22 protein-coding genes are annotated in these 25,587 nt (G+C 46.4%); 1 reads left to right on the top strand and 21 read right to left on the bottom strand.

Features of this window, described 5'->3' with window-relative positions; all coding sequences use genetic code 11:
* The 12 genes from CLOSA_RS03050 to CLOSA_RS02990 form a co-directional block, all read right to left on the bottom strand.
* Positions 1-426, bottom strand: coding sequence for a flavodoxin (locus CLOSA_RS03050; RefSeq protein ID WP_013271318.1), 426 nt, complete (start codon positions 424-426; stop codon positions 1-3).
* Between the two features lie 37 nt (positions 427-463).
* Complete coding sequence (locus tag CLOSA_RS03045; protein WP_013271317.1) at positions 464-1,015, bottom strand: DUF3793 family protein; 552 nt, start codon at positions 1,013-1,015, stop codon at positions 464-466.
* A gap of 11 nt (positions 1,016-1,026) precedes the next feature.
* Positions 1,027-1,308 carry a DUF2325 domain-containing protein gene (locus tag CLOSA_RS03040; RefSeq protein ID WP_013271316.1) on the bottom strand — a complete coding sequence of 94 codons (282 nt, stop codon included), beginning with the start codon at positions 1,306-1,308 and terminating at the stop codon, positions 1,027-1,029.
* Between the two features lie 193 nt (positions 1,309-1,501).
* Positions 1,502-2,473, bottom strand: coding sequence for a helix-turn-helix transcriptional regulator (locus tag CLOSA_RS03035; RefSeq protein WP_013271315.1), 972 nt, complete (start codon positions 2,471-2,473; stop codon positions 1,502-1,504).
* A 319-nt stretch (positions 2,474-2,792) separates the two neighbouring features.
* A complete protein-coding gene (locus CLOSA_RS03025; protein ID WP_013271313.1) occupies positions 2,793-4,496 on the bottom strand; it encodes an alpha-amylase family protein in 1,704 nt (567 codons plus the stop codon).
* Positions 4,486-5,460 (bottom strand): nucleoside/nucleotide kinase family protein, encoded by a 975-nt coding sequence (locus CLOSA_RS03020; protein ID WP_013271312.1) that lies wholly within the window; start codon positions 5,458-5,460, stop codon positions 4,486-4,488. Before CLOSA_RS03020 ends, CLOSA_RS03025 begins: the two co-directional genes overlap by 11 nt.
* Before the next feature lie 36 nt (positions 5,461-5,496).
* Positions 5,497-6,198, bottom strand: a complete 702-nt coding sequence (locus CLOSA_RS03015) for a tyrosine-protein phosphatase (protein ID WP_013271311.1) — start codon at positions 6,196-6,198, stop codon at positions 5,497-5,499.
* 23 nt (positions 6,199-6,221) lie between these two features.
* A complete protein-coding gene (locus tag CLOSA_RS03010; RefSeq protein WP_013271310.1) occupies positions 6,222-6,992 on the bottom strand; it encodes a metallophosphoesterase family protein in 771 nt (256 codons plus the stop codon).
* A gap of 13 nt (positions 6,993-7,005) precedes the next feature.
* Entirely contained in the window at positions 7,006-7,851 is an 846-nt protein-coding gene (locus tag CLOSA_RS03005; protein ID WP_013271309.1) for an MBL fold metallo-hydrolase, read from the bottom strand.
* 9 nt (positions 7,852-7,860) lie between these two features.
* The gene (locus CLOSA_RS03000; RefSeq protein WP_013271308.1) at positions 7,861-8,715 is read right to left on the bottom strand and encodes a carbohydrate ABC transporter permease; all 855 of its coding nucleotides are present in this window, start codon (positions 8,713-8,715) and stop codon (positions 7,861-7,863) included.
* Entirely contained in the window at positions 8,715-9,626 is a 912-nt protein-coding gene (locus tag CLOSA_RS02995) for a carbohydrate ABC transporter permease (RefSeq protein WP_013271307.1), read from the bottom strand. Before CLOSA_RS02995 ends, CLOSA_RS03000 begins: the two co-directional genes overlap by 1 nt.
* Before the next feature lie 146 nt (positions 9,627-9,772).
* On the bottom strand, positions 9,773-11,128 hold the full coding sequence (locus CLOSA_RS02990) for a sugar ABC transporter substrate-binding protein (protein WP_013271306.1): 1,356 nt from the start codon (positions 11,126-11,128) through the stop codon (positions 9,773-9,775).
* 315 nt (positions 11,129-11,443) lie between these two features.
* On the opposite strand from CLOSA_RS02990, the gene CLOSA_RS02985 reads away from it, so the two are divergent.
* The gene (locus CLOSA_RS02985) at positions 11,444-12,427 is read left to right on the top strand and encodes a LacI family DNA-binding transcriptional regulator (RefSeq protein WP_013271305.1); all 984 of its coding nucleotides are present in this window, start codon (positions 11,444-11,446) and stop codon (positions 12,425-12,427) included.
* A gap of 49 nt (positions 12,428-12,476) precedes the next feature.
* On the opposite strand, the gene CLOSA_RS02980 is transcribed toward CLOSA_RS02985, so the two are convergent.
* From CLOSA_RS02980 to CLOSA_RS02940, 9 genes are all read right to left on the bottom strand, one after another.
* Complete coding sequence (locus CLOSA_RS02980) at positions 12,477-13,949, bottom strand: S1C family serine protease (RefSeq protein WP_013271304.1); 1,473 nt, start codon at positions 13,947-13,949, stop codon at positions 12,477-12,479.
* A 178-nt stretch (positions 13,950-14,127) separates the two neighbouring features.
* Positions 14,128-16,554 (bottom strand): LCP family glycopolymer transferase, encoded by a 2,427-nt coding sequence (locus CLOSA_RS21630; RefSeq protein WP_013271303.1) that lies wholly within the window; start codon positions 16,552-16,554, stop codon positions 14,128-14,130.
* A 36-nt stretch (positions 16,555-16,590) separates the two neighbouring features.
* Positions 16,591-18,009 (bottom strand): undecaprenyl-phosphate glucose phosphotransferase, encoded by a 1,419-nt coding sequence (locus tag CLOSA_RS02970; protein ID WP_013271302.1) that lies wholly within the window; start codon positions 18,007-18,009, stop codon positions 16,591-16,593.
* A gap of 98 nt (positions 18,010-18,107) precedes the next feature.
* Complete coding sequence (locus CLOSA_RS02965) at positions 18,108-19,097, bottom strand: glycosyltransferase family 2 protein (protein WP_013271301.1); 990 nt, start codon at positions 19,095-19,097, stop codon at positions 18,108-18,110.
* A gap of 1 nt (position 19,098) precedes the next feature.
* A complete protein-coding gene (locus tag CLOSA_RS02960) occupies positions 19,099-21,291 on the bottom strand; it encodes a glycosyltransferase family 2 protein (RefSeq protein ID WP_013271300.1) in 2,193 nt (730 codons plus the stop codon).
* On the bottom strand, positions 21,288-22,295 hold the full coding sequence (locus CLOSA_RS02955) for a glycosyltransferase family 2 protein (protein ID WP_013271299.1): 1,008 nt from the start codon (positions 22,293-22,295) through the stop codon (positions 21,288-21,290). Before CLOSA_RS02955 ends, CLOSA_RS02960 begins: the two co-directional genes overlap by 4 nt.
* A 4-nt stretch (positions 22,296-22,299) precedes the next feature.
* Positions 22,300-23,367, bottom strand: coding sequence for a zinc-binding dehydrogenase (locus CLOSA_RS02950; RefSeq protein WP_013271298.1), 1,068 nt, complete (start codon positions 23,365-23,367; stop codon positions 22,300-22,302).
* 9 nt (positions 23,368-23,376) lie between these two features.
* A complete protein-coding gene (locus CLOSA_RS02945) occupies positions 23,377-24,570 on the bottom strand; it encodes a class I SAM-dependent methyltransferase (RefSeq protein ID WP_013271297.1) in 1,194 nt (397 codons plus the stop codon).
* A gap of 63 nt (positions 24,571-24,633) precedes the next feature.
* Positions 24,634-25,572 (bottom strand): NAD-dependent epimerase/dehydratase family protein, encoded by a 939-nt coding sequence (locus tag CLOSA_RS02940; RefSeq protein WP_013271296.1) that lies wholly within the window; start codon positions 25,570-25,572, stop codon positions 24,634-24,636.
* Positions 25,573-25,587 lie beyond the last annotated feature (15 nt).

Below are 25,587 nucleotides of genomic sequence, written 5' to 3'. Positions count from 1 at the left end.
CTATTCTGCCAGAGCTGCCCCAAGTGCTTTGCAGGCTGCAGCCGCCTCATGGTCTGGTGCTTCATTGCAGATCACGCTGTCACAAACAAGCTCCACACCTGCTTCTTTGCAGGTCTCTTCCCAGGAACGCATCCATTCACCATCTCCCCAGCCATAGGATCCGAACAGTGCCGCCTTTTTCCCGGTAAGCTTTGACAGGCAGGCAGAGAACATGGGTTCAAATTCACTTTCCTCCAAAACCTCTGCACCCATGGCAGGACAGCCAAAAGCAATGGCATCCAGGGCTTCCATCATAGAAGCATCAAATTCAGAAGGGGTGAAAATTTCGGCATCTGCGCCCCTTTCCTTTGCACCTTCCAGGACGGCTGCTGCCATTGCCTCGGTATTTCCGGTTCCGCTCCAATAAACTACTGCAATTTTACTCATAATGTATAACCAACCTTTCCTGCTCAATCATTCTATATCAAACGGCTACGGTAAGCCGTTCAACAGCTATTCCCTTTGACCACTGGTCAAAATAAACCTCTGTACACTTTTTATACCGGTTAAAGGTCTGCCTTGCCTTTTCTTCATTGCCGTAAACTTTCCAGCATCCAATGCATTTGCAGTGGCAGGCCCTGTTTTCGATGAAGCCCTGAACATCCTCCGGCGGATAGCCAAGAAACAAGCCAATCTCGTGAGGAAATCCGGGGCAGGTGCGCAGCCTGTGAACTAACTGGACCACACAGCGCTGAGGGTTTTCTAAAGAATACCCATATTGTTTCAGCAAATCAGAGGCATATCCGTCAGCCAGATCCCGGCTTAAGCTGCTTGGACGATAAAGATAGATCAAAGCCCTCTGCTTAAAGTAGCGCAACGGTAAAACCCTGACCCCTTTCGGTGCAAGAACGCGGTTCAGCCGTCTTACCTCATCATGGATCTCTTCTCTGGACCGGTAGGGACAGGAAAACATATTTCCGGTTTTAATTCCGGCCAATGTGGGAGCACAGTGCCGGATCAGCATTTCTTCTGACATATTGTTTCCTCCTATACGGCATGTTCTCTCAGGATATTTTTCAGGGCGGACATGGAACTGGAGTGAGACCGGGCAATTACGGTATCCAGCCCTTTTGTTTCACTCAAAGCGCAGCGCACCATTTTATGGGACATGGTGCTGGTAAAAAGCACCAGCAAATCCGGTTTGCCGATTTTATTTTTCAGCCCGCCCTTTATCTCCGTAAAGACTTTTGCACAGCAGCTATATTCCTGGCACAGCTCTTTGTATTGCCGAACCATGCATTCATTACCTCCAACGATCACTACGCTCATGGGATTACCTCCAATCCTTAAGTTAGTTTTAGCTAACTAAATATTAAAGTATATGCGCCTCCGAGGCGCTGTTAATGATTGTTTTATATTTTACCCAAAAAGCCAGGTCCTTTCCACTCCAAAAAGAAAGAAGAAGGCTCCAAACGGACATATTCCCCCAACGGGTCACTGCCTTTTGCCCATTCCCGGACAGTCATGCTTCTTGTATCTCTTTTTTTGTATTTCTATATTCATTGGGCGTCACGCCCATGACATTGCGGAATGCTCCTGCAAATTTACTGCCGTTGTCATAGCCGCACATCCCTGCGATTTCCAGTACGGACCGGTCTGTCCGGCGCAGCATCAGGGCTGCTGCCTGCATTTTCTGTTCCCTGATGTAAGAGTAAACAGATACGCCATACACTCCCTTAAAACTGTTCTTAAGGGCCGTCTGGGAAACGTGAAAACTATCCGCCAGTTCAGAAATCGTCACCCGGCGGTCCATGCGCTCTGTAAGATACTGGCACACGTCCTTGGCAAGGCCGACCTGGGATTTTGTAAAGCAGCGCTGTTCCATCTGGTCATCCCTTAGATCCATGCCGCTTAAAAACAACAGAAGTTCCAGTATCTTGACTTTATAGTAGCCCTTTTTTATGCTGTCAGGCACGGCATAAAGCTCTGAAAAAATGTGTTCAAGGCAGGGTTTTGACCGTGCGACAAAGCATTTGTCATTGCTGCAGAATTTTTCCATAAGGGCGCAGGGGCGCACGTTTACATCATCCAGAAAGCAGGACATGCACCCAGGTACCCTGTCCATTTCAATGACAATGGCAATCCCATCATAGTGGTTGAGAGGAAAACAGGAGTCGTGACCTGCGGCACCCTTTTTGCTGACTGCTAGATCGCCCTGGGTGAGATAAAAAAATTCATCCCGGTATCCGCACTCTATGCGCCCTTCCCGGCAATGATTGATCTCCATCACATTTCCGAGAACCCCATAGTCTATGGAACATTTTCCCATATGTACATCGTAATAGACCAACTGGATTCCGGGGAACACGAAATAACTGGTGATCATCATATCTCCGCTTCCATCGGCAATACGGTAAACGACGCAGCCGTCTGAACGGGAAACAATCTGTACCTGTTCGCCGTATATCTCTTTTTCCTGCTTTGTAGCGCTCATAATACCATCTCCCGGGACATACTTCCTTTTTTAATATTGCCTTCCATTTTCATTTGGGTATGCCTTGGATTCAATTTTGCAGGAAATCGGACATTAAGTATCCCACAATTTACATACCAATGGCAGGAAGGAATCAACTGGCCAAAGCGTATAGTTAGCACAAACTAACTCAATGTTACAATACCTGTCATTCCCATGTTTGTCAAGTACTTTTTTTAACATATAAAGCCTGATGAAACCCACAGCGTCTGTGTTGGTTTCATCAGGCTTTATAAATCCAAGGGTGTCAAAAAAGCCTGATTGATCCGTAACGAAATAATTAAAGCGGATAAACAAATCCATTCTGCCCATATCCGGTTATTTCATATTCGCAGGTCTTTAAATCTGCCTTTAGCCTGGCTTCATACCCTTCTTTCTTCCATGTAATATCAATTTCAGAGCCAACGGCCTGAATATCCATATCAGAATCAAAACCAAATGCAGGAAAGTTATTTCGGAACCGCAGCATCTCAATCTGCTTTTTGACCACATCAAGTCCCATTTTCTCTTCTATCTGCACCAGAGACAGATTGGTACGGTTCACCTCCTTATGTCCTGCTGCCCCTGCCTTTTTCACAGCCTCATAATCATTTTTACCTGCAAAAAGATCCAGATACCAAACCTGGGGTTTTCCAGGCATAAAAAGCTGCAGAGCTCTTGACAGCAGCATCTTTTTATCATCTTCCCCAAGAGCGCTGTAGTATGTGGCGTTTACCTGGTAATAAACATTTTTCTGTCCATGGAGATTTTTGACAAACCCGCCCCGTCCCACAATGGTCTTAATTAATCCTTCAATTTCTTCATCAGGGATCAGTCCCTTTAAGTCTAAAAGGGGAATTCCATCATGACATCCCAGCATATTTACCACTTTGATCTTTTTTACCTTCAGTTCCTTTGCCCAGCCCGTCAGATATTCCCCGCTGCCGCTTTCCAATGCGTGGATAATAAGGCCCGGAAGGAAAAAGTCATAGGTCATATAGCCTTTTCCAGCCAACAGCTCATAGGTTTTTTCTCCGTAGCCGGAATGTATTTCCGGCAGCAGCTGCAAATGATATTGATCCGCCAGGTCCTGCACCTTCTGCAGCAGATCCCAGGTTCCCGGATCATTTAAAAAATTCCTTTCTCCCGGAGCCTTGGGGGCATAGGCAAATGCATCCAGGCGAACGATTTTGGCACCGTATTCAGAAAGGGTTTTTAACGTATTGTCATAATATTCCCAGACCAGCGGGGAACGGATATTCAAGTCCATTTGTCCCAAATACCTCCGTCCTGATTCCAGCAGTTCCACCACACAGTCCCTGTATTTTTCGTAACTTTCAAACTCTATCTCAGAAGGTTTTTTCCCCTCCTGTAATTCCTGGTTTACGATACGGGCCAGATCCTCTGCCGCTGCATACTGTATTTCTGCTGCCTGCATCAGATCCCATTGATCCAACCTTTTGTACTGTACTTCCTGATAAAAAGTATTCCAGTAAGGTACATTTTTTCCATCAGGCAGGCGCACCATTAAAATCGGAAGACCCGGCTTCCGAAAAAACATATCTTTAATAAGTGCTTCATCCGGCTGAATATAGCCTTCCTCTGTCATGGTTCCATAACCTTCCCAAAACTTGTTCCAGTCAATAAAGAAATCCCTGTACCTGGATTTCTCTCCGTTTTTTAAAATATCCTGGAACTCTTTGGATAACACAGAAGAATGGTTCAGAATAAAATCCAGCTTTAAGTCAATCCCCAGGTCTTTGAACGCTTCAAGATCCTTTCTGTCCGCCATCCGTTCATTTAACCCATAATCAATTACTGAAAATCCCCGGTCCAGATCGGTGTTGAAAATACTTGGCAAAATATAAAACGAACGAAATACCTCCGCTAATTCAGGCCTTTTTAAAAAATCCGTAATTTGAGACAAAGTACCGCCCATGCTGTCAGGATAGGCATTGAGCATCACTCCATAATCAACAGAAAATTTGTCTTCCTTACTGTTCATGGCCGCCTCCTCTGCTCTCTTCCATCTGCCTGCAATACTGTTCATAAGTTAATATTTCTCCGCTTTTCGAAAGGATGATCCGGGCTTTTGGGGCCTGAGCCTCCAGCATTTCCTGTTCCAGTTCAAGAACCATAGCCGTAAAGGGGCTGTCAGTGGCTCCATCCCGGTTTCTTGCTCTTCGATGGGCCAAAGTCTCCTGCGGGGTGCTGTTAAGAAGAATGGGAATGTCTACTCCCTGATAATTATCACTGTTTCCATGGGTCCATTCAATGATCATAACATGGATCCCGGAAAAATCCACCTTACCATACCAAAGTTCTGTATCATCTCTGCCCATGCGCTTTAACCAGATCTCTTCTTTTCCATTCTTAAACTGGGTAAGAATCTCCTCAATCTCACCGAAAGCAATTTCTTTTTCTGTTCCAAGGTAATTCTTTAAACCTTCCCTTCCTCCAAGAAGATAAGATTTATACCATGAGTATTTCTTTGTATGTACAGCATTTGCATCATCCTGAACCTGCTGAAGCCGGTGAATTATTTTAAATCGCTCCTCGTTAAATGTCCCGTCTTTTACCATGGCTTTGATTGCTGATTCCCGGAATATATGAAGGCGTTCCCCATCGTTGTACTTTGGGATTCTGTGAGGATAATTGTCTCCGGATAGGGTATAGCTTCCGATTCCCAGGTGATTAAAATAATAGGACAGCAAAGAAGCGATCTCTGATTTACCAACGCCGGAACCACCGCATACTGTCACAACAACTTTCTCAGATTCACATTCCTTTAAAACCTCTGACAACTTGAAAAGCAGTTGCGGAAAAATGATATTTGCCTTTTTTCTATGTACTTCCCCGATTTCAACCTTATCCCCAGGCATGTCTCCGTGGGGAATCCCATCCGGTATTTCAGGTGCTTCCCATATCCCGTCTTTGATTATACGTTCAACCTTATGTTTCAATTCCATATTTCACAGCCTCGCTTTCCATTTAAACCTTTTCATTTACCCATTAAATTCACAGGGCATTACAAACTTTTCAATCAGGAGAGACAGCTCATCCATGGAAATCCCGCATTCCATCAAAAATCCGGCAACAGATCCCCATTGTTCAGAAATTTCATTAAGCAGCTTATACATATTGCTGCCATGGGAACCGGAGATATCAGAAGTAAAGCTTCTGATATAATGGTGGCTTATTTCATAATCAGCAATGATGTCCTCCTGACTTACTCCCACTGCCCCCAATAGCAGCATGGCTAAAATTCCAGTTCTGTCTTTTCCGGCTGCACAATGAAACAGGGCAGGACCTTTGGCATCGATCATGGCCTTGACCGAATCCCTTATTTCAGTTCTGGAACTGGCAATGATCTGGCGATACATGTTAATCAGGGTCCTGGTATCCTCCTCTTTATCATTGACCTGAAGTTTCTCAACAGGTATGGTACCCAGCAAAGAAATCCCCAGCCATTCGGCCCCCTTAACCGGTACGTCCGGCATTTCTTTCCTTTCCTGGGGATAGCGCAGATCTAATATTCTGGATATACCCACCTGTTCCATGATTGCCAAATCCTCTTTCACCGCTTTGTGAAGGCTGGTACTGCGGAAAAACACCCCCCATTTTGTCACACCGCCTTTGCAAAAATATCCCCCTAAGTCTCTGAAATTAGCAATTCCCTTCATAGGATAACGCCGGCAAGCCATCATATGCTTTTCCTCTTTTCTAAATTTTATTTCTCTGGTTCCAATGGCAGCGGATCTCTGGATGTTTCGGCGTCTCCAAAAAAGAAAAAGAAATCCTGAAGCTCAGTTTTCATCATTCCATGAACCTGATTCAGCTTTATCGCCTCCTCCAGACAGTGGCTTCTGTCATAAGAAACCCTGCGTAATTGTATTTCCCCGTTTTCGACCACTGCATAATGTGCGGTCTTATCCGGATCATCAGGTCTCCGGTAAGAAGCGCTTCCAGGATTAAGCCATAACATATCCTGATCCAGAACATGAATGCACTGGCGGTGGGTATGGCCGAAAATCATACGCCTTTTTTTGCTGTTTTTGTATTCCGGTTCCGCATGCTGTTTCCAGAATTCATCAAATTGATGCCTGCTTTCAACCAAACCATAAGCATTGTCAAATTGATGCTGTATCATATAAACATATCCGTCTGCTTCAAAGGTTACGCGGAGGGGGAGCTGTTCCAGATAATGGATCCTGTCTTCATCAAGCCTCTGGCAGTTATGATGCACCCACTTGAATTTTTCAGGAACTACATCCCGGTACTGGTCCTGCTTCCAGATCTCCACTGCGTGCAGGTCATGATTTCCCTGAACCAACACGTTAGAAGAATACTGTCTCATGCAATCCACCACTTGTCCAGGAGCCGTCCCATAGTCCACCAGATCCCCGGCACAGCATAATAAATCAAAGTTCTTCTCCGTATCTAAAATTTTATCCAATGCCCAGATATTGCTGTGTATATCGGATATTACCAGTAATTTCATATCATATTCTCCCTCAGCCAATCAAAACCGCCATACCATCATATGCCACGGTAAAGCCTTCTGCTCTCATCATCCTTTGAAGATCATCATGAATCACTCCGCTCATATGGGACAAATGATTCAGATAATACCGGGTGTTTGGACCGGTACACCCCATTTGCTCCAAACACTTCTTTAAATCAAGGTTTTCCTTTATCCCCATATGCCCATCCCCCGGCAGGGTTCCTCTTGCACAATCCATACTGACCACATCAAAAACAAGGCCCAGGCTGCCAACCATATCCAGGGTTTCTTCTGAAAGAGCCCCTGTATCATTGGCATAAAGCAGACTGCCGGATCCGTCTGTCACAGCGTAAATATGACAGAGCTCATCCTTTTTATGATTGGCCTTCAGAGGACAGAATTTTAATCTTCCCGCCTGAAACCATATCCCTGTTTCCACCGGAATAAACCGGATCCTGGAATCATTGGAATAAGATTCCTCCTCCAATGCCCTGTGAACTGCTGTTTCCACAAAGCTGCTTCCATATACGGACAGGTAATTTTCTTCCTCCATTATCTTTGGCAGCTTGGTCGCCCCATCCCTTGCCCTCAGTCCCAGGAAAAAGGAATCCAGATGGTCCTTATGAGTATGGGTCACAACCAGGTCTTTCACTTTTCCGAGCTCCAGCCCCAGAAGCAGGGACTGGACATAGAGATCGGGAGATAAATCAATCAATACCTGATCATCTATAATTGCACAGCTTCTGGTTTTCAAATTATGTCCGCCGGCCTTTCTGGCCCTCTCACAGGCTTCACACTGGCAGAACATCCCCGGAAATCCCTCTGCTGCGCCGGTGCCGATATACTGCAGCTTCATTAGCTTCTCCTATCCTTTGATTCCTGACATTGTCAAGGATTGAATGAACTGTTTCTGAAACATGAGAAATATAAGAAAAACAGGAATGGTCATTAGCGTGGCAAATGCAAAAATCTGTCCCCAGAAAATATATACATCTGTAGAAAGAGCACGCAGAGCCAAAGGCAGGGTCCGGTATGTCTCATCTCTGGTTACCAGTGTCGGCCACAGCAAATCCCCCCACGAACGGATAAACGCCATAATTGTAACAGTGGCACAAATGGGTTTTGACAGGGGAAGCATTATCCGCCAGAAAATCCCGGCATATGATTCCCCATCCACAATAGCCGCTTCCATCAGCTCCTTTGGCATCCCTTTAAAGTGATTGTAATACAGGAAGATATACATAGGATAGCCAATGGTAGGCAGGGCCAGTCCTATATAGCTGTTCAGCATCCGAAGCTGGTTTGCAACCATGAACCGGTTGATCACTACAGCTTCCGTAGGAATGATGGATAAAGCAATGATCAGGGAAATCATGAAGTTTTTCCCTCTAAAGTCCAGAAGTCCCAAAGCATATCCGATCATGGCATTCACAATTACCACCAGGGAAACGTTGATGACCGCAACTACCGCCGAATTTTTAAAGAATTTCATAAAATCAACACGTTCTATCACCTTGGTAAAATTGTCAAAGGAAAGGGTTCCTACCGGAAGAAAAGCCTTAATTGTGGACATATCCGCCACGATCTGGGTATCTGTCTTCAGGGAAGAAACCGTCATATATACAATGGGAGCCACAAACACGAATGCAACCAGCAGATATGCTGCGTACATCAAAAACAAATACATCATTTTCTTTTGTTTTGACATTGCTGATCTCATCAGTTATCCCTCCCTAAAATCCGATTCTGTATCAAGGATATTAAAAGGACAATCAGGAAAAACACAACAGCGATTGCAGAAGAATATCCTAACTGGTTATTTACGAAACCAGATTTGTAAAGCAGGTAAATTACCGATGTGGTGGAACCTTTGGGGCCTCCGTTAGTCAATACATATACCTGAGTAAATAATTTCAATGTATTAATGGTGGTTGATATCAGAACATACACCAGGGTGTTTTTCAGCATGGGAACCGTTATATACCAGAATCTCTGAAAAGAACTGCAGCCATCCATTCGCCCGGCCTCATATAAATCTTCTGAAATAAACTGAAGACCCCCCAGAATAATTAGCATCTCCATACCAAGAGACTGCCAGATATACATTACTGCAATACAAAACAAAGCCCACCTGGAATCCTGGAGCCAGGCCTGAGGCTGCACACCCAGCAGTCTTAATGCTGAGTTCATAAGCCCATCCGGTCCTGGAGAAAAAATAAAGGACCATACAATCGCCACAACAGTCATGGTTATGATCTGAGGGCTGAAATAAATGGTCCGGAATAATTTTACACCTTTTAGGGAATTATTTACCAGAACTGCCAGCATGATTCCCAGAACCACAATAACAGGAACTACAAGCAAAGCGTAAACCGCCGTATTAAGAAAAGCCTGCTGGGCCGTTCCGTTCGTAAACAGCTTGAGAAAGTTCTTCAAGCCAACAAATTCAACTGTCTTTCCGGCTTTCTGCACCAGCATTCTGTTTGTAAACGAATAAATGATGGACATGCAGAAAGGCAATATGATAAACAGGGTAATGGGAACCAGTGCCGGAGTGCAGAACATCCAGGCTGTCCGTGTCTGCCCGCCTCGTAGTCCTCCTTTGGTTCCTGTTTTCAACTGTACTTTCATCTATTTTTCCTCCTATTTGATAAAGCTTACAAATGGCGGCCTTTTGTTACTTCCATTCAGAAAACCGCCTCCGCCTGGATTAAAGCTGCCGGCGGAGGGGATTGTCTGTCCCTGGATTCTTTGGCGTTTGATAAAAATTCAGGGTATTATTTCAGATTCCATTCATTCTCAACGATAATCTCATCAATGGATTTTGACGCTTCTTTCAGTGTCTCTGCGGCATCAGCACCGCCGATGATATCAGAAGTGGCAGCTTCCATTGCACTGTATATAGTCATATGAGCGGGAGTTAAAGGCCTAAGTACAGAAATTCCTGCTTCCAGCTGTTCCCGATATAAGTACATGCGTCCGCCTTTTTTTAACTCTTCCTTACTGTCCAGTATCGACTTTCTGGAAGGAATCGCTCCGTTAAAGTCTGTCATCTGATTGATATAATCCGGCTGAAGCGATGCTTCCATTACAGACCATACAGCATCGGCAGTTCCATTTTCCTTTGCAGCGGTTGTCATAGCCCAGACAACAGAACCGGAGCAGGTAAATACTCCCTTGCCAAAATCAGGAACAGGTACAAGAATGGCATCATCCCCAAGGTTGGTTACGTGATCTGTGTACTTCCAGTGTCCCAGCAAAGCAAGGGCACTTTCTTTTCTCCCGTAAAATGCATCTTCATAATCACAGGCACCATTGATGTAGCCCTGATTCACCAGCCAGGTGATGTAGGAATAGGCGGCTATGGTTTCTTCGCTGTCCAAGGCTCCCTCTGTCAACATGGTTTCCCGGTTCACATAATCTCCCCCAAAGCTTGCAAGTACCGGCATAAAGGTAAAGTACAAGGATGAAGGCTTATTCTGGCGGATATAAAGAGGATATTCCACTCCGCTTGCTTTTAATTTGGCAAGGGCATCTTCAAATTCAGCCTTGTCCCATGCCTCCTTATAGCTGACCGGAATACGCACACCCGCCGCCTCAAGCATGGACTTGTTGGCCCACAGAGCCATTCCCGCATCAAACTGGGCCGTTGTGACTAAGTGCCCGTTATAAGTGGACTCATCTATAATAGACTGAAGCAGATCCTCTTTTATATTGGATGTCATACGGTCATCCAGATTTTCAATCATACCTGCTTCATAATAAGACGGGATCTGCAGATAATCGGCAATAATCATATCAGGAGCATCCCCAACCACAGGGGCTACCTGCATCTTACTGTCCAGCTCATCTTTTGGATAATACTCATCATTGATATCCAAATTCAGTTCCGTCTCCATCTTCTTAAACATATCCCGGTATATATCGTCCTCAGCACCTGAGCTTACCCAAACTTTAATGCTTCCCGCGCCTTTTGCACCTTCCGCCTGACTCTGGTTTTCAGCCCCACTCTCAGCGGCTGTCGTAACAGCCGTTGTAGCAGTGTCCGTTACTTTCTCTCCACAGCCCGCTGCTGTCACCGCAAATGCAAGTACCGATATGGCAACCGCCGCTTTTTTCCATAATTGTTTCATAGTCTCTATCCACGACAGCTTTCCCGCTGTCGTGTTTCCTCCTCCTTATTTGATAGGCTCATTATATATCCCCTTGCAAAATATGTCAAGCGGTTGATATAAATTTTGTCTAAGTGATTATTGAATTTCTCTTATTTTTAATGCGTTTTTCACAGACTATTATTAGAATTCTTTTTATATTTTTTTACTTTAGAAACTTTTAATTGAATTTTTTATTATTTTTGTTCTTAGTTTGCACATCTTAGTCCTTTGTGGTATACTACTTATAAGTTAAGTGATTAACATGTTATGGATATAGGCGTTCAGGAGGAAATTATGTCAACACTAAAAGATGTGGCTGAAATGGCCGGAGTTACCGTCACCACAGTATCTCGTGTAATCAATAACCGAGGCTATCTCAGTGAAGAGACAAAACAAAAAGTAAAACAGGCCATGAGGGAACTTCATTACCAGCCTAACGAGCTGGCCCGCTCTCTTTCCAAGCAGGTTACCAACACCATAGGGATTATAACCCCTCATATTACCCATCCTTATTTTGCCCAGCTAATCAGCCAGTTAGAGAATGCAGCTTCTAAACGAGGATTCAAAATCCTTCTTTGCAACTCCAAGGAAGACCTTTCCCGGGAGGCAGAATACATTGACTTGTGCAAAAGCAACCGGGTGACAGGGATTATTTTCTGCGGGATGATTCTGGCTTCTGAACAATATACCCAACAGGGAATCCCTTTTGTAGCCATCGAATGCAATAGCCCGTTGTGCGCTACCACCATTTTATGTGACAACTATGTGGGGGGCCGCCTGGCCGCGGAACATCTGATCGCCTGCGGCTGTAAAAACCTGATTCATTTCAGCGGTATTATTGATCAGGAAATGCCTGGAGACAGCCGTGCACAGGCATTTAAGGAGGTCTGCCTGAAACACCAGGTTGCTTTTGAAAGTATATGGACAAAGGACAATACTTATTATTCTATGGATTACCACGATTCTATCAGGCAGACACTGGCCAAGTACCCGGATACCGACGGAATCTTTGCCAGCAGTGATTTGATTGCTGCCCAGGTGATCCAGGTTTGTACGGAGATGGGAAAGCGGATTCCCAATGATATAAAGCTAGTGGGCTTTGATGACGTTGCCCTCTCCACTCTGACCACCCCTCAGATATCAACCATACATCAGCCAACAAAGGAAATGGCCGAAATGGCCGTAGACTCATTAATCAAAAACAGCGGCAAGGAAACAGCACCCAGTAAAATCGTTCTGCCTGTATCTCTCATCAAGCGGCAGTCTACCGGCCAGTAAAAATGATATTCACGCAAAAAAACACCCCGGATCCGGGGTGTTTTTTCATTTAACCCTTCTGAGCGGCATCTGCCGGCTTCTTGCCAAGGGTAATATCTACATTTCTTTCCACGTACTGTCCGTTTTCAAGAGACTGGACCGTAAGTGTTACGGTGGTTCCTCCTTCATAATATTTAAGCATGTTGGTCAGATCATCATAGGTCTTAATGCCCTGGCCGTCGAACTTGGTGATAATATCTTTTTCCCGCAAATCAGACTTGGAAGCAGCTCCGCCTTCCACAATCTTATAGATAAAAACGCCCTGAGGCATACCAAGCTGCTGGCTTGTAACTCCATCAATGTTCTTGCACTGGATCCCCAAATATCCCTGGTTTTCATCGGTCACCTGGGTTCTGGTCTTTCTGGTCATCAGGGTATCAATGATATTCTGAGCCTTGGAAATCGGAATGGCATAACCCATGCCCTCTACCTCTGTGGAAGAATACTTGGCGGAATTAATGCCCACCACCTCGCCTCGCATATTTAACAAAGCGCCGCCGCTGTTGCCTGGGTTGATGGCCGCATCGGTCTGTAGAAGATCACGGCTGGTTCCATCCTCCGTCTGGACGGAGCGGTCAAGAGCACTGACATAACCAACGGTAACAGACTGTCCATAGCCAAGAGCATTTCCTATGGCAACCACTCCCTGGCCAACCTTCAGACTATCGGAATTTCCAAGGGAAGCAATGGCAATTTTTGATAAAGTATCGGAGGAAATATTCTTTAAGGGAACTGCAATCACTGCTAAGTCGCTGTCCGCATCCGTCCCCTTAATGGAGGCATCTACGGCTGCCTGATCGATGAATGTAACCTTCAGTTCCTCCGCCCCCTGTACTACATGGTTATTGGTCACAATCAAAAGTTCATCGTCGTTTTTTCCCACAACGATACCGGAACCGCTTCCCACTCCTTCCCTTTGCATGGGGCCGAACCAGGTCTGGCTTTCATATATCACCTTACTGGTAATGGCGACTACGGAGGGCATGGCTCTGTCCACAATGGTCGAAACATCGTTGGAGGTGGTAATGTTAGATGTGTTGGCCGCCTGAACCCCTTCTGCGTTGGCAGAAGAAGGAATGGTTTCCGCCTTGCTGATCTCCAGGTTGTTGTTGTTGTTTCCGTAAGCTCCCGCCGCCCAGTTGATTCCAACCATGGTGCTTCCGGCAACCACTCCAAAGACAAGGGCGGCTCCTACAAGGCCGGCTGCCTTTTTTACAAAGCCTCCTTTCTTCTTAGTCTTTGGTTCTTCCTGGAACATGCTTTGCTCTGCTGCCCTATGATACTGATATTCCTGGTAATGGGGAATATTCTGCTGCTCTTCATAAGTGTGGTAAGTCTGGGGCCGGATATTTCTTTCAGAATCCCGGGGTCCGGGTTTTTCTGAATCAGGATCCCTCATAATAAAATTTGTTGTTACAGCTTCTTCTTTATGCTCTTCAGGATTCATACGGCCTGTGTCTTTGTTTTCATTCTCGTCATACATAAGATCTATCTCCTTTCAGGTATCTTACTATTTCTTTTGATAATCAGAGTCTATCAATGAAATGTGACCATTTTGTGATAAAATTATATTGAATATGTGAAAAGAAAAAAATACCCGCAGACAGGGCCTTTTGATAAAAAAGGCTGCTGCTGCGGGTATTTATGATTCCTGTCACGAATTAATTGCCGGTTGGCGGCGCAGAAACCACCGGCACTTCTGTGCCTGGGCTGGCCCCTCCATTGGAAGGCTGGGATGAGGCTGTCTCTCCCGGGCCGCCTGGGCCTGCCGAGGTGGTCTGGGGAGCGGTTGTCTCCTCAGCCGCCGTTGTCTGTCCGGTTCCAGGCCCATGGGAGCCTGTAGTCGTCTCCGCCGCACTGGTGGTATGCGAAGGCTTGGTTTCCCCTGGCTTAGTTGACCCGGACGTTGATTCTGAAGGTCTGGTCTCTCCCGGCCTGGTTTCCTTTGTCTCGCCCGTACTGCCGTCCGGGGAATCCGTAGGCTTTCCTGGCTTTCCGTTTTCATCCGTAGCACCTGTTGCACCATCCTGAGAGGAAGATTCCACTGCTCCTGTGGTTTTGTCCGGTTTCGTTTCCTCTGTAGTCTTCTTGGTATCATCTTCATCGTCTTTGGATGCCTTGCCGCCGCCAGACCCCTGTTTATACATGCCGGAATCTGCAGCTATTTTAGCGCTTATTTTTTTAACCATGGCTGAAGGTTCATAGTCTTCCTTATCGAAAAGGAGCTTATGGAGCTGGGAGACATTGGTTTCCAGAGTCTGAGGAATTACGCAGTCCCCCCGTTTCCCGATTGTCATATCACCGCGTGTAAATGGAAAGCCCCCTGTCTGGCCAATATGGTACTTGCTGATATCAAGAAGCAGCTCTGTAAAATCACTAAAGGTCAGGTTTGATCCGATCTGATCCACTTCCATCAATAAGATTCTGTTAAGCAATCCAAGGTCCGCTTTCTTTGCTTTTTCAAAGGTTTTTTGAATCACAAGACGCTGACGCTCTGTTCTTGCAAAGTCGGTATCCATTTTTCTCAGTCTGGCATAAGCTACCGCCTGTACACCATCCAGATGATTCATGCCGGAAGATTTTAAATGAACAGACGGCACTCCTGTTTTTTCCACTGTTTCTGTAATAAAAGAGTTAATGTAACGGAATTCCGCTTTGGTGACATCAATATCCACTCCACCCAGCATATTAATTCCGTCAGCAACCGATTTCCAGTTAAAGGTAACGTATTCACTGATATCCAGATCCAGATTCTTATTAAGGGCAGCCAGAGCCTGGGCGGCTCCTCCGGTAGCATAGGCTGCGTTTATTTTGTTGTAGGCATTTCCATTTCCCGTATTTAAATATGTATCACGGAACACGGATACCAGTCTGATTTCACCGGTGTCCCTGTTAATATTACAGATCATAATAACATCTGCATTGGTTCCCTTGTTCACATTGCCATCCCGGCTGTCAACACCGAAAATGGCTATGTTACGGTAACCAGTCATATGCTTTTTCTGTTCCGGAGACATGATCTCATTGCGTACCTGGTTCTCATTAAAATCATCCGGTCTTTGTATGGAACCCATGAGCCTGGCCACATAAGCATAGGCAAAAATGCCTGCCAGTGTAAAGAGTTCCAAAATTACCATAATCACGATGCGGCGGACTTTTCTTTTCTTTTCCGCCTGGGCAGCAGACCGGCTGGCGGCCACACTTTTTTCCGGCCCCGGCATTCTCTGCTGCTGCCTGATGCCTCCGTCACCTATGACAATCTGGCCTTTTGAAGTGCCCTGGCGGCTGCTGTTTCCTGCGGCACTGCGGCTTCCCGGTATTCCCTGGCCATTGCTGTTTCCTGCGGCACTGCGGCTTCCTGTTGCTCCCTGGCCATTGCTGTTTCCTGCGGCACTGCGACCTCCCAGAGTTCCCTGGCCATTGCTGTTTCCTGCGGCACTGCGGCTTCCTGTTGCTCCCTGGCCATTGCTGTTTCCTGCGGCACTGCGGCTTCCCGGTATTCCCTGGCCATTGCTGCTTCCTGCGGCACTGCGGCCTCCCAGAGTTCCCTGGCCATTGCTGTTTCCTGCGGCACTGCGGCTTCCTGTTGCTCCCTGGCTGCTGCTGTTTCCTGAAGTACTGCGGCTTCCTGTTGGTCCCTGGCTGCTGCTGTTTCCTGAAGCACTGCGGCTTCCTGATGTTCTCTGGCTATTGCTGTTTCCTGAAGTACTGCGGCTTCCCGCATTCCCCTGGCTATCTCCTGAACCAGATCGTCCAGCGGCTGTTCCCCGACTGTTATTTGGACCAACTCCCGATGAGGTCTGACCCTTAAAAGCGATGTGGCTGCTTCCGGATGCAGTTTGGGGACGGTCAGTGCTTCTGGCCCTTTCTCCGCTCCTGCTTTGCCCTCCGGCCGTATCACCAGCCTTTTTTATGGTATCATTCCGGATTTCCGTTTGATTTGTTCTGCTGTATTGCCTTTCCTGATAATCATCATAATCATCATCCAGGTAGTAATCATCATCAGACGGATCTGGTTCTGATTCGAAACCGCGCTTTCTTATTCTAATATCCTCGCGGCCTGCTTCGTCGTCAAATTCATTTCTCATTTAATTAACCTCATCCTAATCGTGTCGTATCCAAAATCAGTACGCATTTTTATTAATAAACCCTTTAAACATGGTAAGGAACAAGATCTTAAAATCAAATCCCAGGGTCCAGTTTTCGATGTAATACAAATCGTGTTCAATTCTTTTCGTAATGGAAGTGTCACCCCGGTATCCGTTCACCTGGGCCCAGCCGGTGATTCCGGGACGGACCTGGTGCTTGATCATATAGCGGGGAATCTCTTCTTTAAATTTCTCAACAAAGAGAGGCCTTTCCGGCCTTGGCCCCACCAGACTCATGTCTCCCCGAAGGACATTGACAAACTGAGGCATTTCATCAATGCTTGTTTTTCTGATAAATCGCCCTACAGGCGTTACACGGGAATCATGAGGAGTCGTCCATTTTGTCTTTTCCTCAGAGGCTGTCTGAACCACCATGGAACGGAATTTATACATAGGAAACGGCCTGTTATGAAGGCCCACCCTCTCCTGCTTGTAAATAAGCGGTCCCGGAGCCGTCAGCTTGATAAGAACTGCAGTTATGAGCATGACAGGGGAAAATAAAATCAGAGCAACGGAGGCTCCTAAAATATCCACCAGCCGTTTTACCAGAGCATTCACCGTATCCGTAAGAGGAACACGTCGGATGTTGACTACCGGCAGGCCCTGGAGATCCTCGATAAAGGGTCTTGTTGGAATCATATTATTATAGTCAGGAATAAACTTGGTGTGGACACCGGATTTTTCACAGGAAGCCACGATTCCTTCCAGGTTCGCATATTCGTTGATACTTAAGGTAATAGCAATTTCATCAAGGGAATTTAACCCGAGAATCTCATCTAAGTCATGAATCTTACCGATGACATTGATCCCCTTGTATCCGGTTCCCCATTCTTTTGTGTCATCAAGGATCCCCTTAACCTGATAGCCCCATTCAGGATTCAACCGAACCCTGTCAATAAAGCCTTCCGCCGCACGGCTGTAACCGATCAGAAGAATGTGCTTCTGATTGTAGCCCTTGGAGCGCATGGAGCGGAGGATCGAACGGAGCATATTCCGAACGGCCGCCTCCAGGGTAATGTTGATAGCGCAAAAATAAAATACCAACCTTCTAGAGAACTCATTAAAATAAGGGTTCTTTTTAGCCAGAAGCAGGATCAGAGCAAAAAGCAGAACTCCCAGGAGATTGGCCTTGCAGATATTGGCAAACTCATACCGCCTCTCCTGGACTCTCTTTGGGGCATACAAATGGAAGATGCCATAAAGCAGCAGATAGACCGGCAATATAATAAGAAGTGCCGCAAAATAGTACTGTGGCCTTAAAACCTGTTTATAAGGGCTGAACAACCGGTTTCCCAGTAAAAGAAGCAACCAGGCAATTACATAGGATAATACAATGACCAGTCCATCCAGTACTACATGAAACCCATTTAATTTTTTCTGATTATCCTTAATCATAGCAGTAAAACCTTCCATCCGTGCATTGCACCATACTTCTCCACCATAATTCCCGTATATTATACATGATATGTCAATATGATGCCATTAAAATATTCTTAATATGACCTGAAAATTTTTAACTTTCTTCGTAAAAATTCCCATATATAGAGGAACGTGCCAAGAATCAGCTCCCCTTCAATGCGAAAATAATTGCCAAGATGGGCCATCCGGAACCGAACCTTCCTGGTCTTCTTCGCCGTCCTAAGCCCCTCTTTCAGCCCCTCGGCATAATCGGAAGCAAAACCGATCTTCCGGAAAAACAGGTATTTTACAAAGATTCCTGCTAAAATGGGAAGGAAATTCACCAGAAGCTGAAAAACGGGCATATTCTTATAATTTAAATAAATATTATTCCTGGCTGCCAGACGGACCTTAAAGGAATTGTACTTTGAGCCGCTGGTTCCGCTGCCCACGTGATAAACAACAGCCGCCGGGCAGTACAGGTTTTCATATCCATAGATCTTTGCCCTGTATCCCACATCAATATCTTCCAGATAAGCGAAATGGGCCTCATCAAACCCGCCGATCTCTTCAAATACTTCCCGCCGGTATATAGCAGCACCTGCACAGGCCGCAAATACCCTGCGGGCTTTTCCATAGCCCTTGCTGCTTTGACCCACGCCCCTTTGATATGCCCAGCCTAAAATGCTGTACATATCTCCTGCGTCATCCATAAGCTCCTTATGGTATCGCTGGATCATTTTGCTGCTGGCGGAAAATATCTTCGGGGACCGGTCCATGGCACGAACCAGCTCCTTTACGTAATCAGGCTCCGGCTCCGTATCATTGTTTAGTAAAATGACGTAAGGCGTTTTTGCCTGGCGGATCCCCACATTTACCGCCCCGGAAAATCCTGTGTTCTCTCCCAGAAAGACAGAAGGAATGTTTTTCTCCTTCAGCCATTCCACGCTTCCGTCTGTGGAGCCGTTATCCACCACAAGAAGCTCAAAGTTCTTATCACTTTGAGCTTCCAGGGCCTTAAAACAAGGTTCCATAAATTTCAATCCGTTATAATTCGGAATAACAACCGTTACTTTTTTCTCCATTTCACACCTCAAGCTCATAGGGTTCCCCGATTTTTTCCTTTCTAAGGTCCCGCAAGGCAAAATTGGATTTGCGCAGGGTTAGGTTGGGGTTGTAATAAGGGTCCCCATCTCTTAGGATTTCCGGCCACTTCTGGGAGAATTTTTTGATTTCCTGGTTAAAACGGGCCACTTTTTCCGGCGTATCCTCAAGCCCTCTTGATTTTGATTCGTAATGATAGAACAGGGCATAGGGAGCGTAAACCACCAGCTTATTTAAGGAACGTATTTTCATGCAGTAATCAATATCGTTAAAGGCAACGGCAAGATCTTCAGAAAAGCCTCCTGCCTTTTCAAACAGGGACTTTTTGCTCATCATACAAGCAGCCGTTACAGCACTGTAATTCCGGGCGCACATGGCCTGGTTAAAATAACTGCTCTCAGCCTTGTGAAGTCCGATAAAGGTATGTCCGGCAATGCCGCCGAAGCCGACTACCACGCCGGCATGCTGAATGGTATCATCGGAATATAAAAGCCTTACCCCCACGATTCCCACATCATCCCTCTGGCAGAAGCCTAACATCTCATGGATGCTTTCCGGATTTATTATTTCCGTATCATTATTTAAAAACAGGAGATATTCTCCCTTTGCATGAGCAACACCAAAATTATTGATGGCGGAATAGTTGAATTCCCGTTCCCACTTAACTACGCGGATAAAGCCGAACTCGTTCTGGATCCTCTCATAATACCCGAAGGTTTCCGGGTCTGTGCTGTTATTTTCCACCACAACAAATTCCAGGTTTTTATAGGTGGACTTCTCTATGATGGAGCGAATGCAAAGATCCAAATCAGCGCTGTGGTCCTTGTTGGGGATGATAATGGATACCAAAGGCTCTCCGTTTATTTTAAAAATGGTATGATAGATACCGTAATCGATGCCCTTTTCCACGGACAGGGCTTCCATGCCCATCCGTTCATAATGGGCCTTTATCGCCCTTGCCCCTGCCTCAAAGGCATATAATTTACTTTCCGGATTGCTTGCGGTGGAATTCTGATGGCAGCGCCAGTGGTACAGGGCCTTGGGAATATGGTATATCCTTCTGGCCTTTTCCGTACAGCGGAAAATGAAGTCATAATCCTGGGCCCCGTCGTATTCCTCCCGGAAGCCCCCTACCTCTGTAAGCAACTCCTGGTTCACAACAAACAAATGGCAGATATAATTAACACTTGTTAAAAGATCCGGGTTAAAGTCCGGCTTAAAATGAGGTTCAAATAATTCTCCCCCGTCAATATCAAGCTTGTCCTCATCAGTATAAACCACATCAATTTCCGGGTCAGAATTAATCACTTTCACACACTCAAACAAAGCGTCGGGGGCAAGGGTGTCATCGTGATCCGCCAGTACAATAAAATCCCCCTTAGCCATTTCCATGGCAGCGTTGGTATTACCTGCGATTCCTTTATTTTCTCCCAGGATCACATAACGGATCCGTTCATCCTTTATGGCATAGCGCTTTAATACCCGCTCCACGCCCTCTCCCTTTGGGCTTCCGTCTGCAATGCATACTTCCCAGTTTCCATAGGTCTGGGCCAGAAGGGAATCCAGCATGGCTGACAGATAGCGCTCAGGGGTTTTATAAGCAGGGATTACCACAGACATTTTGGGCATATAGTCAAATGCAGTTTTTCTCTGGACATCCAGTTCTTCATCGGTGGTTTTTGTAAGTGCGTACCACTCCGGATAATCATAATCACTGTCAATTCCCTGAAGCTTGTGCCGGGATTTTAATACAAAAGCCTTAAATCCGTTTTCCCTCCAGAAATCAACGGCTGACTGGAAAGTCTGAACATTCATCATGCTTTTCAGCTTCGCGCTTTTCTTATGGGCAGAGCTGTTCTGTTTTTCTATGATCCGGGCGTTTAGCTTTACTCTGGCTGTTTTCCCGTCACACCGGATCACCAGGATTCTGTCCTCATTTTTTTCCCGGATATATGGGATCCGGATGTCAAATCCCAGATCCCGGTCAGCCGCCTTTTTAAAGTATATCTGGCAAACATCATCTCTGCGGACCGGAACATACTTGAATTCCACACTTTTTTCCTGTCCGTCCAAAACCTGGAACTCGGCTTCCGACTGGAGGCTTTTTCCAATGACCCAGCCATTTAATACGATTGAATTTTCACGGATTCTTGCTACGTCTATCTTATATTTCATCTCTGATCCCCAGCCTCCATGGATGCCGTCATTAAAAGTATCCCTTCTTCTGATTTGTTGTCTGTCTTTTCCGTAAAATTGATTCTCTCTTCCTCAATCACAAGAGGGCGTTTCATGACACGTGCATTAATGGAGAGAACATATTCTCCCACAAGACCAATAAAAAAGATCTGTACGGACCCCAGAAAGCACATGCCGATCAAAAGGGGAGCCATGCCGGCCGGAAAGCGGTCCCAGTATACCAGCTTCATCACCAGGTAGATCAGGGCCACCATCATGCTGGCAAAGGAACAGATGCTCCCGAATATGGTGGCAAGCCGAAGTCCTACCTTCGTATAAGAAGTAACACTTAACATGGCGGCATCATACAGGCGGTAAAAATTATTGCTGGTCTTCCCTGCCCGTCTTTTCGGCTGCTCATAGGGGATCTCCCTGCGCCTAAAGCCAAGCTCTGCCACTATTCCCCGAAGGAAAGGCGTCGGATCGTCCAACTCCCTAAGAACCTTAATAAACGTTTCATCATACAGGCCAAAACCGGTAAAATGCTCAATCTGCTCCACATCGGAAAGCTTTTTAATGGTCTTATAATAGCAGGTTCTCAGCCAGTACATGAGCTTATTCTCTTTGCTGGATTTCTTGATTCCAATGACGATCTTATAGCCCTTTTCCCATTCCTTCACATATTTCGGTATCATTTCCACCGGGTCCTGGAAATCCGCAGCCATGAGAATGGTGCAGTCTCCCCCAGACTGGAGCATGCCATAATATGGAGAATTAAACTGACCAAAATTCTTGGCGTTAAAAATTCCTTTTACCTTCTTATCCTGAGAGCATAAGCTCCGGACAATTTCCCTGGTCCGGTCCCTGGAATCATTATCAATAAAAATCAATTCATAGCTGTAATCTGGCAAATCACTTTTAAATATACGGTCGATCGCCTGGTACATGGCATTGACATTCTCTTCCTCATTGTAACAGGGGATCACGATGCTAATTGTTTTCATATGTTCACTTCCAATCTATCCGAACCATTACTTTAATTAAATCTTCCGGCTTTTCTTTCATAAGCTGCAGGGCTGTCTCCACCTGATCCAGACCATAAAGACAGTGAGTCACCAGCTTTTCAGGATTAATCCTTCCATACTGGACCATTTTTAATAAGCGCTCCATTCTCACTCTGCCGCCCTTTGCCAGCTCTGTGTGGATGGTCTTTCCCGCCATGCCGCGGCCCCCGGAAAACTTGGGGAAGGGCAGGCTACCGGTACCGCCATAGTAATTCACATTGGATATGGTTCCGATCCCATATCTTGCCATATCTACTGCCTGGGCAAAGACCTCATCCCCGCCTCCGCAGATGATGACGCCGTCAGCCCCTAAGCCGCCTGTCCGTTCCATGACCTGGTCCGTCACATTTCCATCCTTATAGCTTAAGACTTCTGTCGCTCCGAATTCCCTGGCAAGCTTTACACAGACAGGCCTGCTGCCAACTGCAAGGATCCTTGCCGCCCCTAAATGGCGGGCTCCTTCCACAGCCATAAGCCCTATGGGTCCTATTCCTAAGACCACTAAGGTATCTCCGATTTTAATATCCGCAGATTCCGCTCCGGTAAAGCCAGTGGTAACTACATCCACACACATAAGGGCCTGCTCTAAGGTGATCCCTTCAGGGATTTTTGCCAAAGTAGTGTCTGCATCCGGAATTAAAAATTTCTCTGCAAACACTCCCGGCACCGATCTTCCCAGCTGATGGCCGGAAAAAGGAGCGGATGCATGCTTAAAATTCCCCTCCTGAATACCTAAGGCTCTCCAGTCCGGGGTTATGGCAGGAACCACTACCAGATCCCCGGGCGCAAAGTCGCAGACCAGCTCTCCGGTCTCCAGGACCTCTGCCACGCATTCATGCCCAAGAATCAGGTTAGGGGCCTTCCGCGAGCCTCCGCCATATACCGTATGGACATCGGAAGAACAGGGGGTCACCGCGATTGGACGGAGTATGGCCCCGTAAGGAGTTACGGTCGGTTCCGGTGCATCATACCAGCCGGCCTTACCAGGTTCGATCAACACAAAAGCTTTCATAGGTTTTTCTTATATCCTTTCCAAATGATTGGATTTTAACGCCAGAATTTCCACATTCCGGCCAAATTTTTCCTTTATGATACCCGCAATCTCATCCGTATAGCCGGGAGCCACAATTAAAATGGCATCCACCGGATCCGCAGGAAAATGATCCGGGGAGACTATGGGAAGATGAGAAGACGGTGCGAATTTGCCCTGCTTAAAGGGAGCAGAATCTATTATATACCTTGCGAACCGGCCTATGGCCGTGGTAGACGCCAGGGTAAAGCCCTGATGGCTGGCTCCCCATATGGCCAGTTTTTTCCCCCGGCCGTGAAGTTCCTCTGCCAGCTCCTCCATCTCCCGGCCAATGGTATCCAGGCTTTCTTTAAGGCCGGATATATCAACGGCTGTCTGCGGACCGGCAGCTTTCGCCGGCCGGCTGGTTTGCTTTCTTTTCCTGACAATGACTGAAAGGGTATCCCGGTTTACCATTTCCTTTTCCAGTACCTCAAAGCCGGCCTTTTCCACCGCATAACCAAGGGTATCAAAGGTATAATAGGCAAGATGGTCCCGGATCAGTTCATAATACCCATCATACTGAAGGATATATTCCAGGCTAGGTACCGTAATTAAGCCCACGCCATCCACTGATAAATTATCCGCAATACACCGGAGCATTCCCACCGGATCCGGTTGGTGCTCCAAAAAATTAAAGGACAAAAATCCGTCATAGGGTCCGCTTGCACTGCCGTCATCCGGTGCCAGGACTTCTCCTTCTTTTGCAAACTGCTTCCAGACCGTAAGGCCCTTTTCCCTGGCAAGCCGGACCAGGCTTTCTCTGTTTTCAATTCCGTATGCTTTAACCGGAAATTCTGACAGCACGGAAAGAAACTCTCCCTGGCCGCATCCGGCTTCGATCAGCTTCTTCCCCTCCAGATGATATGTTTCAATAAAATGCCGATACTGGCCTCTTCTTAAATTTACCATGGTGGTGGTAAATCCGCCGGACCGGATCACATCCTTGTAGTATGCCACAGGTTCACAGTCAAACTGCACCAGGCCGCAAGACTTACACTGATGGAGAGAAAGGGTGATTCCATGCTCCTCCTCCAGCTCATCCCTGACCGGGATATCCTGTGCCGAAGCAGGCATATCCCCAAGAAACATCAACGGTTTCTCCCCAAGAGGCCGGCCGCACACAATACAAATCTTATCTCTCATACCACAAAAATTCCTCCAAGTCAATAATTTTGAATGCTAATGAATCAGTAGATATATCTTCCTTCAACCTTCTGCCTCATAAGTCTTCCGGATCCCCTCCTGAAAACTCACAAAGGGCTGCCATCCGGTTGTCTTTTCCAGTTTTTTTATGTCAGGAATAAGATTTGCCGGTCCCTCTGCATTAGGCTTCCTTCTGCCGAAGCTGTAGCTTCCGTGAGAACCTAAAACCTCATACATGGTCCGGATATAATCCTTTAACGGACGGTTCTCCCCTTCCGGAGCTGCCACATTATAAACTCCGGAAACTGATCCTTTCTCCTGTTCCATCAAAAGAATCAGCGCCCGGATGCAGTCATCGAGATATAAAAAATTCCATATTTGCGTACACTCTCCCAGGGAAATATACTCACCAGCACCAAATGCCTTAAGGCAGCTTTCCACCAGAGACCAGGGATGATCTCCTGGCCCGTATATGCTGAATATCCTGGAATGAATGTATTCCATCTCTGATATGCCTGTTTTTCTCCAGCTCTCTGTCATTGACCTTGCTCTTTCTAAAAAATCCAGCTTTGCCCTGCCATATTCGGAAACAGGCCTGCACTCAGATCCTTCTGTCATGGCTTCTTTATGAATTCCGTATTCCGCCTGAGATCCGCTGAAAAGAAATCGCCGGCAGCCAAGGCGTCTGGCGCCTTCCAAAGCCTTTAAGGAATCCTCCACGTTCTTTTGCTGCACCTCTCGCTTCATCCGGTTCTCACTCCCCGAGCCATCCCAGCCAAAATGATAAAATGACTGACATGGCTCATGGATCACCTGGACAAGCTCATGAAGATCTTCTAAATTCCGCTCAATCCGTATAAGACCCGGCCGCTTAAGCCCAAGGCTTTCCACATTCCTGGATCCGGGCCGTACCACGGCAAATACCTGATGTTTCTCCTTTAAAAGCCGGTCTACCAATGCTCTCCCAAGAAAGCTGGTGGCCCCTGTTACAACAACATTCAACGTTTTTCTCTCCTC

It is taken from the genome of [Clostridium] saccharolyticum WM1 (assembly GCF_000144625.1).
GTDB classification, from domain to species: domain Bacteria; phylum Bacillota; class Clostridia; order Lachnospirales; family Lachnospiraceae; genus Lacrimispora; species Lacrimispora saccharolytica.
Note: the sequence above shows the minus strand (reverse complement) of the source record. Positions and strands in the feature narration are given on the sequence as shown.

Bases quoted from the DNA above. Each gene is read 5' to 3' on its own strand.
- CLOSA_RS02960 (WP_013271300.1), bottom strand. From the start codon at position 21,291: ATGAAATATAAGATAGACGTAGCAAGAATCCGTGAAAATTCAATCGTA.
- CLOSA_RS02965 (WP_013271301.1), bottom strand. From the start codon at position 19,097: ATGGAGAAAAAAGTAACGGTTGTTATTCCGAATTATAACGGATTGAAA.
- CLOSA_RS03025 (WP_013271313.1), bottom strand. From the start codon at position 4,496: ATGAACAGTAAGGAAGACAAATTTTCTGTTGATTATGGAGTGATGCTC.
- CLOSA_RS02980 (WP_013271304.1), bottom strand. From the start codon at position 13,949: ATGTATGACGAGAATGAAAACAAAGACACAGGCCGTATGAATCCTGAA.
- CLOSA_RS02970 (WP_013271302.1), bottom strand. From the start codon at position 18,009: ATGATTAAGGATAATCAGAAAAAATTAAATGGGTTTCATGTAGTACTG.
- CLOSA_RS03010 (WP_013271310.1), bottom strand. From the start codon at position 6,992: ATGAAATTACTGGTAATATCCGATATACACAGCAATATCTGGGCATTG.
- CLOSA_RS02990 (WP_013271306.1), bottom strand. From the start codon at position 11,128: ATGAAACAATTATGGAAAAAAGCGGCGGTTGCCATATCGGTACTTGCA.
- CLOSA_RS03000 (WP_013271308.1), bottom strand. From the start codon at position 8,715: ATGAGATCAGCAATGTCAAAACAAAAGAAAATGATGTATTTGTTTTTG.
- CLOSA_RS03020 (WP_013271312.1), bottom strand. From the start codon at position 5,460: ATGGAATTGAAACATAAGGTTGAACGTATAATCAAAGACGGGATATGG.
- CLOSA_RS03050 (WP_013271318.1), bottom strand. From the start codon at position 426: ATGAGTAAAATTGCAGTAGTTTATTGGAGCGGAACCGGAAATACCGAG.
- CLOSA_RS02955 (WP_013271299.1), bottom strand. From the start codon at position 22,295: ATGAAAACAATTAGCATCGTGATCCCCTGTTACAATGAGGAAGAGAAT.
- CLOSA_RS02995 (WP_013271307.1), bottom strand. From the start codon at position 9,626: ATGAAAGTACAGTTGAAAACAGGAACCAAAGGAGGACTACGAGGCGGG.
- CLOSA_RS02950 (WP_013271298.1), bottom strand. From the start codon at position 23,367: ATGAAAGCTTTTGTGTTGATCGAACCTGGTAAGGCCGGCTGGTATGAT.
- CLOSA_RS02945 (WP_013271297.1), bottom strand. From the start codon at position 24,570: ATGAGAGATAAGATTTGTATTGTGTGCGGCCGGCCTCTTGGGGAGAAA.
- CLOSA_RS03040 (WP_013271316.1), bottom strand. From the start codon at position 1,308: ATGAGCGTAGTGATCGTTGGAGGTAATGAATGCATGGTTCGGCAATAC.
- CLOSA_RS03045 (WP_013271317.1), bottom strand. From the start codon at position 1,015: ATGTCAGAAGAAATGCTGATCCGGCACTGTGCTCCCACATTGGCCGGA.
- CLOSA_RS02985 (WP_013271305.1), top strand. From the start codon at position 11,444: ATGTCAACACTAAAAGATGTGGCTGAAATGGCCGGAGTTACCGTCACC.
- CLOSA_RS03035 (WP_013271315.1), bottom strand. From the start codon at position 2,473: ATGAGCGCTACAAAGCAGGAAAAAGAGATATACGGCGAACAGGTACAG.
- CLOSA_RS03005 (WP_013271309.1), bottom strand. From the start codon at position 7,851: ATGAAGCTGCAGTATATCGGCACCGGCGCAGCAGAGGGATTTCCGGGG.
- CLOSA_RS03015 (WP_013271311.1), bottom strand. From the start codon at position 6,198: ATGATGGCTTGCCGGCGTTATCCTATGAAGGGAATTGCTAATTTCAGA.
- CLOSA_RS21630 (WP_013271303.1), bottom strand. From the start codon at position 16,554: ATGAGAAATGAATTTGACGACGAAGCAGGCCGCGAGGATATTAGAATA.